13 protein-coding genes are annotated in these 14,937 nt (G+C 60.7%); 11 read left to right on the plus strand and 2 right to left on the minus strand.

Going from position 1 to position 14,937, the window contains the following annotated elements:
* Nucleotide 1: 1 nt before the first annotated feature.
* Both AB4Z13_RS26420 and AB4Z13_RS26425 read left to right on the plus strand, forming a co-directional pair.
* The gene (locus AB4Z13_RS26420) at nt 2-151 is read left to right on the plus strand and encodes a hypothetical protein (protein WP_439018785.1); all 150 of its coding nucleotides are present in this window, start codon (nt 2-4) and stop codon (nt 149-151) included.
* 67 nt (nt 152-218) lie between these two features.
* Nucleotides 219-2,216 (plus strand): primary-amine oxidase, encoded by a 1,998-nt coding sequence (locus AB4Z13_RS26425; protein ID WP_442207225.1) that lies wholly within the window; start codon nt 219-221, stop codon nt 2,214-2,216.
* Between the two features lie 59 nt (nt 2,217-2,275).
* Here AB4Z13_RS26425 and AB4Z13_RS26430 read toward each other — a convergent pair whose 3' ends face one another.
* Nucleotides 2,276-3,817, minus strand: coding sequence for a cation:proton antiporter domain-containing protein (locus tag AB4Z13_RS26430; protein WP_113320311.1), 1,542 nt, complete (start codon nt 3,815-3,817; stop codon nt 2,276-2,278).
* A gap of 104 nt (nt 3,818-3,921) precedes the next feature.
* On the opposite strand from AB4Z13_RS26430, the gene AB4Z13_RS26435 reads away from it, so the two are divergent.
* Entirely contained in the window at nt 3,922-5,145 is a 1,224-nt protein-coding gene (locus tag AB4Z13_RS26435; protein ID WP_442207314.1) for a flavin monoamine oxidase family protein, read from the plus strand.
* A gap of 92 nt (nt 5,146-5,237) precedes the next feature.
* Here the strand turns inward: AB4Z13_RS26435 and ftsZ are convergent, their stop codons facing one another.
* Nucleotides 5,238-6,260, minus strand: a complete 1,023-nt coding sequence (gene ftsZ / locus AB4Z13_RS26440) for a cell division protein FtsZ (RefSeq protein ID WP_442207226.1) — start codon at nt 6,258-6,260, stop codon at nt 5,238-5,240.
* 242 nt (nt 6,261-6,502) lie between these two features.
* Here ftsZ and AB4Z13_RS26445 point away from each other — a divergent pair, with 242 nt between their 5' ends.
* From AB4Z13_RS26445 to AB4Z13_RS26480, 8 genes are all read left to right on the plus strand, one after another.
* Nucleotides 6,503-7,276 (plus strand): DeoR/GlpR family DNA-binding transcription regulator, encoded by a 774-nt coding sequence (locus AB4Z13_RS26445; protein WP_007812223.1) that lies wholly within the window; start codon nt 6,503-6,505, stop codon nt 7,274-7,276.
* Between the two features lie 112 nt (nt 7,277-7,388).
* The gene (gene glpD / locus AB4Z13_RS26450) at nt 7,389-8,918 is read left to right on the plus strand and encodes a glycerol-3-phosphate dehydrogenase (protein WP_113320247.1); all 1,530 of its coding nucleotides are present in this window, start codon (nt 7,389-7,391) and stop codon (nt 8,916-8,918) included.
* Between the two features lie 42 nt (nt 8,919-8,960).
* Entirely contained in the window at nt 8,961-10,037 is a 1,077-nt protein-coding gene (locus tag AB4Z13_RS26455; RefSeq protein WP_442207227.1) for an ABC transporter ATP-binding protein, read from the plus strand.
* A 9-nt stretch (nt 10,038-10,046) separates the two neighbouring features.
* The gene (locus tag AB4Z13_RS26460; RefSeq protein WP_113320245.1) at nt 10,047-11,117 is read left to right on the plus strand and encodes an ABC transporter ATP-binding protein; all 1,071 of its coding nucleotides are present in this window, start codon (nt 10,047-10,049) and stop codon (nt 11,115-11,117) included.
* A gap of 3 nt (nt 11,118-11,120) precedes the next feature.
* Nucleotides 11,121-11,987 (plus strand): carbohydrate ABC transporter permease, encoded by an 867-nt coding sequence (locus AB4Z13_RS26465; RefSeq protein WP_007812230.1) that lies wholly within the window; start codon nt 11,121-11,123, stop codon nt 11,985-11,987.
* A gap of 14 nt (nt 11,988-12,001) precedes the next feature.
* Nucleotides 12,002-12,823 (plus strand): carbohydrate ABC transporter permease, encoded by an 822-nt coding sequence (locus tag AB4Z13_RS26470; RefSeq protein WP_113320244.1) that lies wholly within the window; start codon nt 12,002-12,004, stop codon nt 12,821-12,823.
* Nucleotides 12,824-12,835: 12 nt separating this feature from the next.
* On the plus strand, nt 12,836-13,117 hold the full coding sequence (locus AB4Z13_RS26475; protein ID WP_113320243.1) for a DUF2160 domain-containing protein: 282 nt from the start codon (nt 12,836-12,838) through the stop codon (nt 13,115-13,117).
* 79 nt (nt 13,118-13,196) lie between these two features.
* Entirely contained in the window at nt 13,197-14,927 is a 1,731-nt protein-coding gene (locus AB4Z13_RS26480) for an ABC transporter substrate-binding protein (protein ID WP_113320242.1), read from the plus strand.
* Nucleotides 14,928-14,937 lie beyond the last annotated feature (10 nt).

The following is a 14,937-nucleotide window of genomic DNA, read 5'->3' on the forward strand; positions in this document are numbered from 1 at the left end:
TTTGACCCTCGTCGACCGGATGTCGCTGATCACTTTGATGGCTTTGACCATCGCCACAATCCTGATGGCGGCAGAAGCACACGCATTTTGCTCTGTCTTCTGCATCCATGGTGATCGCATGCCCGAAATGGACATCTGCTCCGGCCGCTGACGGCTGAGCCCTGCAGTGTGCAGCCAGATGCGCACTGCCACCACCCAAAGCACATGAAGGACTGACAATGGACGCCATTGTAGAAACGCTCGCCTATCCGCTCGACCCGTTGAGCCTGACAGAGATCTCGGAAGCCGTCGCAATTCTGAAGGACGAAAAGCAACTGCCGCAATCGATCCGCTTCCCGATCATTCGCCTGGAGGAGCCGACCAAATCCGACATGGCCATGCATCGCGACGGAAGGAAGCTTCCTCGGCTGGCATTTGTCCTCTCGTTGGATTCCAGTTCGGGCGAAGTCCATGAATCGATCGTCGACCTGTCGAAAAAAACTGTCGTCGAGCATAAGAGGCTGCCGCTTGAATCAGCGCCCTACGGGCAGCCACCTGTCATGCTTTGCGAGTTCGAGACCGTCGAGGCGACAGTCAAATCGGACCCGCGCTGGATCGCCGCCGTCAAGAAGCGCGGTATCACCGATGAAGATATTCCGCTCGTCCAGATCGACCCGTTTTCCTCGGGTTTTTTCGGACGGGAATTTGAAAAGGGTGCCCGCATCGTTCGCGCCGTCTCCTATTGGCGCGAAGATATCCGCGACAACGGCTACGCCCATCCGATCGAAGGGGTTGTTGCCGTTGTCGACCTGATCAGCAATCAGGTGGTCGATCTCGTCGACGACGAGACCGTCATTCCGGTGCCGAGGAAGAAGCGCAATTACGGACAGGAGTCCTTTTCCGATGTCCGTCAGGATGTAAAGCCGCTCAATATCGTGCAGCCGCAGGGACCGAGCTTCTCGGTCGATGGCTGGACAGTGCAATGGCAGGACTGGTCGTTTCGTGTGGGTTTTACGCCTCGCGAAGGTCTTGTCCTGCATGAGCTAGGTATTAAAAATGGCGGCAAGCTTCGTCCCGTGATCTTCCGTGCCTCGGTGACCGAAATGGTCGTGCCCTATGCCGATCCGACCGCCAACCACTATTGGAAGAGCGCTTTCGACGCCGGAGAATATGGGCTGGGGCGGCTCGCCAACAGCCTTGAGCTCGGCTGCGATTGCCTTGGCCAGATACACTATTTCGATATCCCGTCGGCGGATGATTTCGGCCAGCCGGTAATGATGAAGAACGCCGTTTGCATGCATGAGGAGGATTTTGGGATTCTCTGGAAGCACTACGAGTTCAGAAACGGCATTTTTGAAGTGAGGAGATCGCGCCGTCTCGTCATCTCCTTCTTCGCGACGGTCGGCAATTATGACTACGGCTTCTACTGGTATCTCTATCAGGATGGCACCATCCAGCTCGAAGCAAAGCTTACCGGAATTATCCAGACCGCGGCTGTGGCGAGTGGCCAGAAATATGCTTGGGGTGGAATGGTCGACGACAATCTCGGCGGCCCGACCCACCAGCATTTCTTCAATGCCCGCCTGCACATGGATATCGATGGCGGCGGAAATACCGTCAGCGAACACGAGTTCCAACCGCGCCCATGGGGCGAGGACAATCCCTATGGCAACGTCTTCGATACGAAGACGAGAATCTTGAAACGGGAGCTCGATAGTCCCGCCGTCGCCAATGGCGAGACCGGCCGGTATTGGAAGGTCCAGAACCCCAACGAGCAGAATTCCGTGGGCAATGCGCCCGGCTATAAAATGGTGGTCATGCCAAGTCCCCTGATGCTCGCCCAGGAGGGGTCGACCGTTGCTCAGCGTGGCGGATTTGCCAAGAAGCACATCTGGGTGACGGCTTTCGACGCGAAGGAAAAATATGCGTCCGGCGACTATCCGAATGTGCATGCAGGCGGAGACGGCCTGCCGAAATATGTCGAGAACAACCGGAATATCGAAAACGCCGATATCGTGCTCTGGCATTCTTTCGGGCATACACATGTCTGCAAACCGGAGGATTTTCCGATCATGCCGGTCGAATATGCGGGCTTTACCCTGAAGCCGAACGGCTTCTTCGACAGCAACATTGCCATGAACCTCCCCGCTGCCCGCAATGAGCATAGCCGTGACAACCACGGCTCGGCCGCTTCCGATCAGGGGGATAAGGCCAGCGGCAGTTGCTGCGGACATTGACGGGATCGCATACAGATAAGGGGCGACAGCAAGGGCGCGCCCTTATCTGCAGCCTACCCTCAGCTCTCGGTAATGCGCCGATCCTCGTCGGAGCCGACCGAGAGCTGCTTCCAGTCGAGATCTTCCTGCAATTCGAGATATTGCGTCGGCCCGATCCTGTCCTTGTCACGCAGTTCCTCCAGACGCTGGCGCTGGGCGATCACGGTGGCAATCGTCAGCTTGCGGCGCCGCACGAGCGGCGAGGTCTCGCCACGGTCCGAGGGCACCGTCCAGTGGTCCTTGCAGATCGTCCGGATGGCCTCGGCCTCGGCACCGCCTTCCTTTTCGAGCCGCTGGAACGCCGCCTCGGCGAGCGAACGTCTTGCCGCTTCCAGTTCGTCATGGAATTGGCCTTGCCGCCCGAGTTTCAGGAAGTGGATCATCGGGGCAAGTGTCGCTCCCTGGATGACAAGCGTTGCCAACACCACGGCAAAGGCTGTCAGCACGACGAGGTCACGTTCCGGAAAGTCGGCGGGCAGGGCAAAGGCGGTGGCGAGCGTGACCAAGCCGCGCATGCCGGACCAGCCGACCAGGAAGGTCTCCCCGTGCCTGAAGGGCGCCAGCAGATTGCCGCGCCGGTGGCGCGAAATGACGATCGCATGCAGGAGGAAAGCCATCGCCAGGCGCGCCAGGATGACGCCAACCACCACGATGGCGGCAAAGCCGAGCGCCCGCTCGAGCGCGTCGGCGGACATGGATTCGACGATGCTGCGCGCCTGCAGCCCCATCAGCAGGAAGGCGACGACGTTCAGCAGAAAGACGACGGTCGTCCAGACCGCGAAGGAATGCACCCGCATGCGAGGGGAATCGTCGACCGTCGACAGCGTGGCGATCGTCATGGCGCTTGCAACCGTTGCCAGGACGGCCGAGAGGTGCAGATGCTCGGCGATCAGCCAGGTCGAAAAGGCATAGACGAACTGCAGCAGGGTGCCGCCGACCGTGTTTTCGGTGATCGGTCGGAGCCGCGAGACGAAAAAGCCGAAGACGATGCCGAGCAAAATGCCGCCAGGTGCTGCGAAGCCGATCTGGAGGGCGGTCGCGCCATCGAGCCCGCCGCGCGCCTGGACCGTGAGTGCCGCTCCAAACAGCAACAGCGCCGTTGCGTCGTTAAACAGGCTTTCGCCCTTGAGCAGAGCGTCCACACGCCGATCCACCGGCAGATTGGAAAGCACGGCGGTCGCGGCAGCAGCATCGGGCGGAGCAACGATGGCGCCGAGCGTTACCGCAACCGCAATCGGCAGGCCGACCGTCAGCATGCTGATCGACACCACCACGCCCGTCGTCACCAGAACGGCAATGACGGCATAGAAGATCAGCGGCAGCAGCATGCGCCGCGCAGCCCCCATCGGGAAATCATAGGCGGAATCGACAAGCACCGGTGCGATGAATAGGGCAAGCGCCGTCGGCGGGTCGATCGGGATGACAGGCGCACCAGGCAGCATCGCCACGCCGACGCCGGCAGCGGCTAGAATGCCGGGATAGGGCAGATGCATGCGCCGGGTGATCTGCAGGAGCAGGATGGCGACGGCCAGCAGGGCAACGAGGGTTTCGAAGAAGGTCATGACGGCATAGTAGCAGGCTTTCTCGCGCATTGAAGCGGGTGCGGCTCCCATGTAAAGCTTAAGCCTATCAGGGTGATGACGAAGCGCGGAGCGAAACGGTGACGATGGACTACGACGTGGCTGTTATCGGTGCCGGCGCGGCGGGCATTGCTGCGGCACGAAGGCTGACCGATGCAGGACGCTCGGTCATCATCCTCGAAGCCAGTGACCGTGTTGGCGGCCGGGCCTGGACGGTCGAACTTTCCGGCATGCCGCTCGATATGGGCTGTGGCTGGCTGCATTCGGCCGAGCGCAATCCGCTCGTCGCGATCGGCCGCGAGGCAGGCTTTACGATCGAGCGCGGGCCGACGGCCTGGCAGAACCAGTGGTGCGATCTCGGTTTCTCGCCGGAAGAACGTGCGGCTGCCGCCGCTGCCTGGGAGGCGCTTGAAGAGCGGCTGCGGGGCAATCCGCCGGCAAGCGACAGGGCCTCGGATGCGCTGCAGCCGGATGGTGAGTGGAATGCCTATTGCCAGTCGCTCAGCGGCTATCTGAACGGCGCGCCGCTGGAGCGGCTGTCGGTTGCCGACTTCCTTGCCTATGACAATGCCGCAACCGATGCCAACTGGCGCGTGCACGAAGGCTATGGAAACCTGATCGCTGCTGCCATTCCAGACGTGACCTTGCGCCTGTCGACGCCGGTGCGCCGTATCGCGCTGACCGGTGAGGGTGTCCGGCTTGAAACCGATCGCGGTCCGGTGACGGCAGGTGCGGTAATCGCCACGGTCTCGACCAATGTTCTCGCCCGCGGCATGATCGCCTTTGACCCTGAGGCCGATGATCACCTGCACGCCGCAGCGCAACTGCCGCTCGGCCTTGCCGACAAGCTGTTCATGGAGCTTCACGGCAATCATGGCCTCGAGCCGGAAACGCATCTGCTCGGCGATGCCAGGAACGACGAGACCGGCAGCTATTATATCCGGCCGCTCGGACGTCCGGTCGTCGAAGGCTTCTTCGGCGGTAAGGGCGCCGTCGTCATCGAACAGGCTGGCCTGCTCGATGCCTTCGCCTTCGCCCTCGACCAGCTGTCATCGCTCTTGGGGAACAACATGCGCCGCCACCTGCGTCCGCTCGCAGCCTCGTCCTGGTGCCACACGGATTGGGTTCGCGGCTCCTACAGCCATGCCCTGCCCGGCCATGCCGGCGCCCGCACCATCCTCGCGCGTCCGGTCGCCGACCGACTGTTCTTCGCCGGTGAGGCGACGCATCAATCGGACTTCTCGACGGCACATGGCGCCTGGGAGAGCGGGTTGCGGGCCGCCGACGAGGTGATTGGCAGCCTCAGTTAAGAGCTGCGATAAAAAAACCGAGCGGTTTTTCGCCGCCCGGCTTTCGGATGATGATGCTTTCACAGGCAACGCAATAAGGCGATCTTGCCGCCTTATTGCAACGTGCGGCCCTGAAGCTGTCCTGCGGCGAAGTCCGGCACGGCAGCGGTCGCTCCAGCGCCTTCAAGTCCGGTCGCGACGACCGAGACGCGGAACCTGCCGTCGAGGCTGCGGTCGAAGATTGCGCCGACGACGATTTCGGCGTCGTCCTGCACTTCATCGCGAATGCGGCTTGCGGCCTCGTCGACCTCGAAGAGGGTCATGTCGGAACCGCCTGATATCGAGATCAGCACGCCCTTGGCACCTCTCATCGAGATATCGTCGAGCAGCGGGTTGGCGATGGCAGCTTCCGCCGCCTTCATCGCGCGTCCCTCGCCCTCAGCCTCGCCCGTGCCCATCATCGCCCGGCCCATGCCGCGCATGACGGACTTCACGTCGGCGAAGTCGAGATTGATCAGGCCTTCCTTGACAATGAGATCGGTGATGCAGCCAACACCGGCATAAAGCACACGGTCCGCCGTCATAAACGCATCGGCGAAGGTGGTCTTCGCGTCCGCAATGCGGAAGAGGTTCTGGTTGGGAATGACGATGACGGTATCGGCCGCCTGACGCAGAGCTTCGATGCCGGCTTCCGCCATCTTCATGCGGCGATTGCCTTCGAAGGTGAAGGGCTTGGTGACGACGCCGACCGTCAGGATGCCGGCCGAACGTGCCGCATGCGCAATGACGGGGGCCGCACCCGTGCCCGTGCCGCCGCCCATGCCGGCGGTGACGAAACACATATGAGAGCCACTCAGGTGATCCATGATCTCGTCGAGCGATTCCTCGGCAGCAGCGCGCCCGACTTCCGGCAGGGAACCGGCGCCGAGACCTTCCGTAACATGGGCGCCGAGCTGGATGCGGCGCGTCGCCTTGGAGGTCGCGAGCACCTGGGCGTCCGTATTTGCAGCGATGAAATCAACGCCCGCCAGTTTTTCGGCGATCATGTTGTTGATCGCGTTTCCGCCACCGCCGCCGACGCCAATCACCGTGATCTGCGGCCGTAGTCCCGTAATGCCGCTCTTGGCGTCTGTCATCGAACTCTCCTTTTGTCCCTCGTGCATGCTCCGCCCCGTCGCGGATAGCGAATCGCATAATACGTTAAGCGCGCAACAAGGCAGAGGCGGGGCGAGCTTTGCAATATCCAAAGGGATTTCGGCACTCGTTCATATTCGAAAAGACCGCACGGCGAGATTGATCCGGAGGATCGCACCAGCAGCGATTGCTTTGCCTCGAGGCGAAGTTTGGCTAAAGATGAAAGTGAAACGAGGGAGGGCGCATGTTTCTGTCGGATCGTCAGGAGAAGATCATCGCGCTTGCGAGGTCGTCGGGCCGGGTACTGGTCGATGATCTGGCGGCGCAGTTTGCCGTGACACCGCAGACGATCCGCAAGGATCTGAACGATCTTTGCGATGCGCAGCTTCTGACGCGCATTCATGGCGGCGCAACCTTCCCGCGAGGGACGGAGAATGTCCGCTATGACGCCCGGCGCCAGATCGCCGCAACGGAAAAACAGGCGATCGGTGTTGCTGCCGCTGATCTCATCCCCAATAACAGCTCGCTCTTCATCAATATCGGCACGACGACGGAAGCGGTCGGAGAGGCGCTCTCCGATCATCACGAATTGATGGTGATCACCAATAACATCAATGTCGCCAATAGATTGCGGCTGATCGACAATATCGAGGTGGTGATTGCCGGCGGCGTGGTACGCCAATCCGACGGTGGTATCGTCGGGGAAGCGGCCGTCGATTTCATCAGGCAGTTCAAGGTCGATTATGCCGTGATCGGCGCCTCCGCGATCGATCCGGATGGCGCTTTGCTCGACTACGATTTCCGTGAGGTGAAGGTGGCCCAGGCCATCATCGCCAATGCCAGACACGTCATCCTGGTAGCAGATTCGACCAAGTTCGAACGGACAGCACCCGTCCGTATCGGCCAGATTTCGCAGGTCCACACCTTCATCACCGACCAATGCGATTCGCCTTCTATCCGCACTATCTGTCAGCAGAGCGGTGTTGTGCTGGTCGAAACAGCGAAAGCTAACCGCTGATTTTAACGGTGAACAACATTCGTTTGACATTCGAAAAATTTTCGGTTTAATCATCCTCACTTTCGCAATGGTGGGGGAACCGTTGCGCTGTCCTGGCTCAAAGAGGGGGAGCATGAGCCGTATCAACGATATTTTCGTCATTGGGGGCGGGATCAACGGCTGCGGGATCGCGCGCGATGCGGTTGGCCGTGGTTATACGGTCGCGCTTGCCGAGATGAATGATTTCGCCTCCGGCACCTCGTCGGGTGCGACCAAGCTCATCCATGGCGGATTGCGTTATCTCGAACATTACGAGTTCCGGCTGGTGCGGGAATCGCTGATGGAGCGCGAGATTTTGTGGGCCATGGCCCCGCACATCATCTGGCCGCTGCGCTTCGTGCTGCCCTATCACAAGGGCGGCATCCGTCCGGCCTGGATGATCCGGCTCGGCCTGTTCCTCTACGACCATCTCGGCGGCCGCAAGCTTTTGCCGCCGACGGCGGTCTTGAACATGCGCACCGATCCGGCGGCAAAGCCGCTGAAGGCGCTGTTTTCCAAAGCCTTCGAATATTCCGACGGCTGGGTCGACGATGCCCGCATGGTGGTGCTCAATGCCCGCGATGCCGCCGACAAGGGCGCGCTGATCATGCCGCGCACCAGGGTGGTGTCGGCCAGACAGGAGAAAGATGCTCAGGGAAACAGCGTCTGGACGATCGAGACGATCAACACGGTGACCGGCAAGAGCGAGCGCCATCAGGCCCGCATGCTCATCAATGCCGCCGGTCCCTGGGTCGATCATGTCATCCGTTCCGCCTTCGGCCAGAACGAGGCCCGCCATGTGCGTCTCGTCCAGGGCAGCCACATCATCGTCAGGAAGAAGTTCGAGGGACCGCGCGCCTATTTCTTCCAGAACCCCGACAACCGCATCATCTTCGCCATCCCCTACGAGACCGACTTCACGCTGATCGGCACCACCGATCGCGACTACACCGCCGATCCGAAGGACGTGAAGATCTCCGAGGAAGAGACGCTCTATCTCTGCAATGCGGCGTCGGAATATTTCAAGGAGCCGGTCAAGCCCGACGATATCGTCTGGACCTATTCGGCAGTTCGCCCACTTTTCGACGACGGCGCCTCGAAGGCACAGGAAGCGACGCGTGACTATGTCTTGAAGGTCGAGGGCAAGCAGGGCGAGGCACCGCTTCTCAATGTCTTCGGCGGCAAGCTCACCACCTATCGGCGGCTGTCGGAACATGCACTCGAAAAGATCGGCGAAGCGATCGGCGTCAAGGGCAGGCCGTGGACGGCGGGCAGCCATCTGCCGGGCGGCGACTTTCCGGTGCAGGGCTATGAGGGCGAAGTCGGCAAGCTCAAGGCGAGCTATCCGTTCCTGACCGAGCCCCATGCCCGCCGGCTTGTCCGCCGCTACGGCACGAAAGCCGCCACGCTTCTCGGCAATGCCCAGAAGACAGAAGATCTCGGCAGGCTGTTCGGATCCGATCTCTACGAGGCCGAGGTTCGCTACCTGATCGAACATGAATGGGCCAGGCACGCGCAAGACGTGCTCTGGCGAAGAACAAAGGATGGCCTGCGTCTTTCGAAGGAGCAGGTGAGATCACTGGAGGAGTACATGGCTGCCATACCGGCACAGATGGCCGGATAAGGTGGCGTGTGGTCCCCGTTGCGAGGAGGCACGGGAATCGGAATGCTGGAGCTGCGAAACGCCGCCAAGATGGTGGGCGCGGACTATCATATCTATCCGACCGATCTGGTCCTCGAGCGGGGCACGCTGAATGTCCTGCTGGGGCCGACCTTGTCGGGCAAGACGTCGCTGATGCGGCTGATGGCGGGGCTTGATCGGCCGACGGAAGGCTCCGTGCATTTCGACGGCGCCGATGTCACCGGCATGCCGGTGCAGAAGCGCAACGTCGCCATGGTCTACCAGCAGTTCATCAATTATCCGGCACTGACCGTCTATGAGAACATCGCCTCGCCGATGCGCATTTCCGGCAAGGATGCGGCTGCGATCGACCGCGATGTGCGCAAGGCAGCCGAACTCCTGAAACTGACGCCCTATCTCGATCGCACGCCTCTCAATCTCTCCGGCGGCCAGCAGCAGCGCACCGCGCTCGCTCGCGCCCTTGTCAAGAATGCCAGCCTCGTGCTGATGGATGAGCCGCTTGCCAATCTCGACTATAAACTGCGCGAGGAATTGCGCGAGGAACTGCCGAAGATCTTCGCCCAGTCGGGGGCGATCTTCGTTTACGCCACCACCGAGCCTTCCGAAGCGCTGTTGCTCGGCGGCAATACGGCAACGCTGAACGCCGGCCGGGTCACGCAGTTCGGGCCGACGATCGATGTCTATCGGCGACCGGTTGATCTCGCCACCGCCGGCATCTTCGCCGATCCGCCGCTGAACGCCATTGAGGTCACCAAATCAGGTCATGTCTTTGTGCGCCCGGGCGGGGGCACGCTTCCGGTTCCGGCCCATCTTTACACCGTGTCCGATGGACCCGTGACGATCGCCTTCCATCCGCACCATCTCGGGCTGGCGCCGCAGACCGGCGATGCGGCTCGCCTCAAGGCGCGCACGCTGGTGTCGGAAATCACCGGCTCGGAGAGCTTCGTTCATCTGGACTATGACGGCGTGCGCTGGGTGATGCTGGCACACGGCATTCACGACATCGATCCGGACATGGAGATCGAAGCCTATCTCGACACGCGCCACTTGATGGCATTCGGCGCCGATGGGCAGGCCATCGCCACGGTTGGAAAGGTTTAGGAGAGCACAATGGCACGCATCACGCTCGACCATATCCGCCACGCTTACGGCGCCAATCCGAAGAGCGATAAGGATTATTCGCTGAAGGAAGTCGACCACGAGTGGAATGACGGCGGCGCCTATGCGCTACTCGGCCCCTCCGGCTGCGGCAAGACCACGCTGCTCAATATTATCTCCGGTCTTCTGCAGCCGTCACATGGCCGCATCCTGTTCGACGGTAAGGATGTCACGGACCTTTCGACCCAAAGCCGCAACATTGCGCAGGTCTTCCAGTTTCCGGTCATCTACGACACGATGACGGTCTACGACAATCTTGCCTTTCCGCTGCGCAACCGCGGCGTGGCAGAAGCGGATGTCGACCGACGCGTACGCGACATTCTCGAAATGATCGACCTTGCCGGCTGGGCGAGGCGCAAGGCGCAGGGCCTGACCGCCGACCAGAAGCAGAAGATCTCGCTCGGGCGCGGGCTGGTGCGCAACGACGTCAACGCCATTCTCTTCGACGAGCCGCTGACCGTCATCGATCCCCATATGAAATGGGTGCTGCGTTCGCAGCTGAAGCGGCTGCACAAACAGTTCGGCTTCACAATGGTCTATGTCACCCATGACCAGACCGAGGCTTTGACTTTCGCCGAGAAGGTGGTCGTCATGTATGATGGCCAGATCGTCCAGATCGGAACGCCGGCCGAGCTCTTCGAGCGGCCAAGCCACACCTTCGTCGGTTATTTCATCGGCTCGCCCGGCATGAACGTGATGCCGGCAAAGATCGACGGCAGCAGCGTCAGGGTGGGCGACGAGACGCTGACGCTCGACTATGCGCCCAAGACCGAGGGCGCGGCCAAGACCGAGCTCGGCATCCGGCCGGAATTCATCCGGCTCGGACGGGAGGGCATGCCGGTATCGGTGAGCAAGGTCGAGGATATCGGCCGCCAGAAGATCGTGCGCGCCCGTTTCGCCGGCCAGCCGATTGCAATCGTCGTGCCTGAGGATGGCGAAATCCCTGATGACGCCCGCGTCAGCTTCGATCCCTCAGCCATCAGCATTTACGCCGACAGCTGGCGTGTCGGCAGGGAGGCCTGACCCATGCAGAAGACGTGGAACAACAAAGCCTGGTTTCTGGTCCTGCCGGTGTTGCTGCTCGTGGCATTTTCGGCCGTCATCCCGCTGATGACCGTCGTCAACTATTCGGTGCAGGATACGTTCGGCAATAACGAGTTCTTCTGGGCCGGCACGGACTGGTTCGTCCAGACCCTCCATTCCGACCGTTTCTGGGAAGCATTGCAGCGCAACCTGCTCTTCTCCTTCATCATTTTGGCGCTGCAGATTCCGCTCGGCATCTTCATCGCGCTCAACATGCCGAAATCGGGACCGGGCGTTCCCGTCTGCCTCGTCTTGATGGCCTTGCCGCTCCTTATTCCCTGGAACGTCGTCGGCACGATCTGGCAGGTCTTCGGCCGTGTCGATATCGGCCTGCTCGGTCACACGCTGGAAGCGATCGGCCTCGACTACAACTATGTGCGCGATCCGGTCGATGCCTGGGTGACCGTCATCATCATGGACGTCTGGCACTGGACGAGCCTTGTTGTGCTGCTCTGCTATGCCGGCCTCGTTTCGATCCCGGATGCCTATTATCAGGCGGCCAAGATCGACGGAGCCTCGCGCTGGTCCGTCTTCCGCTACATCCAACTGCCGAAGATGAAGCGTGTGCTTCTGATCGCCGTGCTGTTGCGCTTCATGGACAGTTTCATGATCTATACCGAACCCTTCGTCGTCACCGGCGGCGGCCCCGGCAACTCTACGACCTTCCTCTCCATCGATCTGGTGAAAATGGCGGTCGGCCAGTTCGATCTCGGCCCTGCGGCGGCCATGTCGATCATCTACTTCCTCATCATCCTGCTGCTCTCCTGGGTGTTCTACACCGTGATGACCAGCGGCGACGCGAACGGCTGAAGGAGGGCGCAGACATGACCAAAAAATACAAACCTGCAGGCAACCTTTCCTGGCTCGTCCCGACGATCTACATCATCTTCCTGATCCTGCCGATCTACTGGCTCGTCAATATGAGCTTCAAGGAGAATGCCGAGATCACCGGCGCCTTCTCGCTGTGGCCGACGAACCCGACGGTGCGCAACTATGCGGTCATCTTCACCGATCCGTCCTGGTACAACGGCTATATCAACTCGATCATCTATGTGGTGATGAACACGGTGATCTCGGTCGCCGCAGCACTGCCGGCTGCCTATGCCTTTTCGCGCTATCGCTTTCTTGGCGACAAGCACCTGTTCTTCTGGCTTTTGACCAACCGCATGGCGCCGCCGGCGGTCTTCGCGCTGCCCTTCTTCCAGCTCTATTCGGCCTTCGGCCTGATCGACACGCATATTGCCGTCGCACTTGCCCACTGCCTGTTCAACGTGCCGCTGGCGGTCTGGATCCTCGAAGGTTTCATGTCGGGCGTACCCAAGGAGATCGACGAGACGGCCTATATCGACGGCTATTCCTTCCCGCGCTTCTTCATCAAGATCTTCATTCCGCTGATCGCGAGCGGGGTGGGTGTCGCAGGCTTCTTCTGCTTCATGTTCTCGTGGGTCGAGCTGCTTCTTGCCCGCACGCTGACGACCACGGCCGCAAAGCCGATCTCGGCGATCATGACGCGCACCGTCTCGGCTTCCGGCATGGATTGGGGGGTGCTGGCAGCAGCCGGCGTACTCACCATCATTCCCGGCGCCCTCGTCATCTATTTCGTCCGCAATTACATCGCCAAGGGCTTTGCCCTGGGTCGCGTCTGAGGAGGACCGGACATGAGCTTTTCCTGGATGGCCTGGACGCTGCCGACGGCGCTGTTCTTCCTGACGATCCTGGCGCTGCTGATCGGCATGAGCGTCTGGGAATATTTTTCGCCGGGCGGCTCACCGCGCGTCGGCTTACTTCGTTTCGAGACGACGCGCGGCGACCGGCTCTTCATTTCGCTGCTCGGCGCAGCATTCATTCATCTTGCATGGCTGGGTCTCATCGGACCCAACCTGTGGTGGGCTCTTGGCATCTCCGTGATCTACGCCGTCGGCGTGTTCCGCTACGTGTGATGCCAAGGTGATACGGATGGCCGGGGGTACTGGCCGCCTGAGACGTAAGACCTGCAATCGCAAACCCTGGGAGGATATTATGCGAAAGCACTTACTGACGACGACAGCAGGCTTGCTGCTGGCGATGACTGCGTCGGCCTATGCCGGCATGGACGAGGCCAAGACATTCCTCGACAAGGAAGTCGGCGATCTCTCGACGCTTTCCCGCGCCGACCAGGAAAAGGAAATGCAGTGGTTCGTTGATGCCGCCAAGCCCTTCGCCGGCATGGACATCAAGGTCGTCTCGGAAACGCTGACGACGCATGAATATGAATCGAAGGTGCTGGCGCCCGCCTTCACTGCAATCACCGGCATCAAGATCACCCATGACCTGATCGGCGAAGGTGACGTGGTCGAAAAGCTGCAGACGCAGATGCAGTCGGGCGAAAACATCTATGACGCCTATGTCAACGATAGCGACCTGATCGGCACCCATTGGCGCTACCAGCAGGCTCGCTCGCTGACGGACTGGATGGCCAATGAAGGCAAGGACGTCACCAATCCGGGCCTCGATCTCGACGACTTCATCGGCACCAAATTCACGACCGCGCCGGACAAGAAGCTCTACCAGCTTCCCGACCAGCAGTTCGCGAACCTCTACTGGTTCCGCTATGACTGGTTCAACGACGAGAAGAACAAGGCCGATTTCAAGGCCAAATACGGCTACGACCTCGGCGTTCCCGTCAACTGGTCTGCTTATGAGGACATTGCCGAATTCTTCACCGGTCGTGATGTGAACGGTAAGAAGGTCTTCGGCCACATGGACTATGGCAAGAAGGACCCGTCGCTCGGCTGGCGTTTCACCGATGCCTGGTTGTCGATGGCCGGCAATGGCGACAAGGGCCTGCCGAACGGCCTTCCTGTCGATGAATGGGGTATCAAGGTCGACGAGAATTCGCGTCCGGTCGGTTCGTGCGTTGCACGCGGCGGCGATACCAATGGTCCGGCTTCCGTCTATTCGATCGCGAAATATCTCGATTGGATAAAGGCCTACGCTCCGCCGGAGGCAGGCGGCATGACCTTCTCCGAATCCGGTCCGGTGCCGGCACAAGGTGCGGTCGCCCAGCAGATCTTCTGGTACACGGCCTTCACGGCCGACATGGTCAAGCCCGGCCTGCCGGTCATGAATGATGACGGCACGCCAAAATGGCGCATGGCTCCGAGCCCGCACGGCGTCTACTGGAAGGACGGCATGAAGCTCGGCTATCAGGACGTCGGTTCCTGGACGCTGATGAAGTCGACGCCTGACGATCGCGCCAAGGCTGCATGGCTCTATGCGCAGTTCGTCACCTCGAAGACCGTGGACGTGAAGAAGAGCCATGTCGGCCTCACCTTCATCCGCGAATCCACCATTCGCGACAAGAGCTTCACCGAACGTGCTCCGAAGCTCGGTGGCTTGATCGAGTTCTATCGCTCGCCGGCCCGCGTTCAGTGGTCGCCGACCGGCACGAACGTTCCTGACTATCCGAAACTCGCGCAGTTGTGGTGGCAGGCGATCGGCGATGCCGCTTCCGGTGCAAAGACGGCGCAGGAAGCCATGGACTCGCTGTGCGGCGAACAGGAAAAGGTGCTGCAGCGCCTGGAACGCGCGAAGGTGCAGGGCGATATTGGCCCGAAACTCGCCGAGGAGCATGATCTCGCCTATTGGAACGCAGACGCGGTGAAGAAGGGCAACCTTGCGCCGCAGCTGAAGATCGAGAACGAGAAGGAAAAGCCCGTCACCATCAACTATGACGATCTCGTCAAGAGCTGGGCCGACGCCAAGAAGTAGGCGTCAAACT

Source organism: Rhizobium sp. YAF28, from assembly GCF_052113285.1.
Taxonomy (GTDB): domain Bacteria; phylum Pseudomonadota; class Alphaproteobacteria; order Rhizobiales; family Rhizobiaceae; genus Rhizobium.